General features: G+C 36.3%; 4 protein-coding genes. 2 read left to right on the forward strand and 2 right to left on the reverse strand.

Annotated features, from left to right (window positions below):
- Positions 1-185 precede the first annotated feature (185 nt).
- Positions 186-956 carry a M48 family metallopeptidase gene (locus tag GSY74_RS08700; protein ID WP_164664715.1) on the reverse strand — a complete coding sequence of 257 codons (771 nt, stop codon included), beginning with the start codon at positions 954-956 and terminating at the stop codon, positions 186-188.
- A 60-nt stretch (positions 957-1016) separates the two neighbouring features.
- Between GSY74_RS08700 and GSY74_RS08705 the strand changes: the two genes are divergently transcribed.
- Together GSY74_RS08705 and GSY74_RS10760 are read left to right on the forward strand one after the other, a co-directional pair.
- Positions 1017-1514, forward strand: coding sequence for a tRNA (cytidine(34)-2'-O)-methyltransferase (locus GSY74_RS08705; RefSeq protein ID WP_164664716.1), 498 nt, complete (start codon positions 1017-1019; stop codon positions 1512-1514).
- Positions 1511-1654: a hypothetical protein gene (locus GSY74_RS10760; RefSeq protein WP_188108708.1), complete on the forward strand. Its 144-nt coding sequence runs from the start codon at positions 1511-1513 to the stop codon at positions 1652-1654. Before GSY74_RS08705 ends, GSY74_RS10760 begins: the two co-directional genes overlap by 4 nt.
- An 11-nt stretch (positions 1655-1665) precedes the next feature.
- On the opposite strand, the gene GSY74_RS08710 is transcribed toward GSY74_RS10760, so the two are convergent.
- On the reverse strand, positions 1666-2190 hold a 525-nt coding region (locus GSY74_RS08710), incomplete at its 5' end, for a PAS domain-containing protein (RefSeq protein ID WP_164664717.1).

Consider the following 2190-nt stretch of genomic DNA (forward strand, 5'->3'; position numbering starts at 1 on the left):
GAATTAAGGAATTATAACTTGGGAAACTTGGAATCGGAAGGCTCTGCCTCCGCTGTTCGGGAGTAAACTCTCCGTTTCCAAAAAAATAAGAATTGTATAAAAAAGCTTAATTCAACGGCATTGGGCTTTAGCCCCGAAAGAGACGAAACTAAAGTTTTCGTTTCTTAGTTTTGTAAGAACTCTAATTATCGTAATCTTTTTTTCTTAATAATTTCTCTTATTTTGATTATACGATTTTTTGGAGCAGGGTGGGTTGATAGATACTCAGGTGGGGTCTCTCCACTTTTTGCAAACTTATCCCAAAATGTTAATGCTGCACTCGCTCTATATCCTGCTTTTGCTGCTAGAACTATACCTATATGGTCTGCTTCAAGCTCTTGGTCTCGTGAGTGAGGTAGCATAACGCCAAGTTGTGTACCAACACCAAATGCCTGCATCACCATAGCTGTGTTTTGAGGGCTTCCTTGACCTATCATAACAGCATTGAGTACTTGTCCACTGGCTTGTGCTAGTTGTCCTCTGCTCATTCTCTCTGCACCGTGTCTTGCTAGTGCGTGACCAATCTCATGACCGATAACAGCAGCTAGTTCATCATCGTTTGCTACATATTTAAATAGTCCCGTATATACAAAAACTTTTCCACCAGGAAGACAGAATGCGTTGGCTTGTTTTGCATTTTCAATAACAAAAAATTCCCATTTAAAGTTTGTTTTATACTCTCTCTCTGTGACTTTGGCAATCTTTTGACCTACTCGTTTGACCATCGCATTTTTTTTTCTATCGGTGCTAATTTTCTCTTTAGAGAGTATCTGTTTTGCACTAGCATAACCTAATTTCATCTCCTCTTGAGGATTCATCATGATGAGTTGACTGCGTCCCGTGATAGGGGCTTTAGTACACCCTATGAATAAAAGTGCTAAAATAGCAATTAAAGTTATCTTTTTTATAAATTTCATCTATACTCCTAATGTTTAGAATTGGGATATTATACCAAAGATAGTTAAAAAGGATTGTGATTGTTTAATATAGTATTGGTAGAACCACAGATTCCACCTAACACAGGTACGATTGGACGGCTCTGTGTTAATCTTGGAGCAACGCTTCATCTTGTTGAACCGCTAGGCTTTGATATAGATGATAAAGCTGTTAAGAGAGCTGGTTTGGACTATTGGAAAGATTTAGATTTGGTAGTTTGGGAGAGTTTTGATAAGTTTTTAGAGGCTCACCCTATAGATAAGAGAAGTCATATGGCTACAACCAAGAGCAATAGAATTTATTTTGATGCAGAGTTTAGGAGAGGTGACTATATACTTTTTGGTTCAGAGACTAGAGGAATACGAGAAGATATACTTTTGGAAAACCCAGAGCAGTGTATAACTATCCCAATGGGTGCAACAGGTAGAAGTCTCAATCTTGGCATCTCAGCAGGTATTGTAACATATGAGGCACTAAGACAAAACTATGAGGGTTTTGAGAAGATAACGATAAAAAATAGATTGGAGGAGAGTTTATGAGTTTTGGAGATGCGTTTTATATATTTGCTATAGTGCTATTTTCATATATGACATTTGTGATTATTCGTGGTAATTTTCGGAGAAAATTTGATGATGAGGGGAATAGATTGGATTTGAAGGACAAAGATAAAAAGGAGTAGAGTTCTCCTTTTTATGCTCTCATCTTTTTAAATGTTTTCAGAATGCTATTAATAACCCCTTTAGGTTTTATAAGCTGATATATAAAACCATCATAGGTCACCTTTCGTTCTTCTAAAAATCCGTCAAGATACTCTATTGAACTTTTTATCTCATGAACTTTCTCTATCCTTAACATAGTCTCATATAGCTCTTCTATCTCATCTACAACATCCTCTGTTGCAAATTTTTGAAAAGATGTTAATGCAATAACAGCTCCCTTTTCATTAAATCTAGGTTTCAAATCTGCTATAACCCAGTAGTACTCTCCACTTTTGGTTAAATTTTTCATCACAACGGTGATGGCTCTTCCTGATAAAAGGTATCTCCACATAAGGTGAAATATAGCCTTTGGCATATCAGGATGTCTCAATATATTGTGCTGTTTACCAATAAGCTCTTTTTCACTGTAGCCTGAAATATCACACAAATCACTGTTTAGAGAGAGAATATTACCTTTGGTATCGGTTTTGCTTAGGATAAATCCCTTTTTATCAAA

The organism is Sulfurovum sp. bin170 (assembly GCF_010892395.1).
In the GTDB taxonomy this organism is placed as follows: Bacteria; Campylobacterota; Campylobacteria; order Campylobacterales; family Sulfurovaceae; genus UBA1140.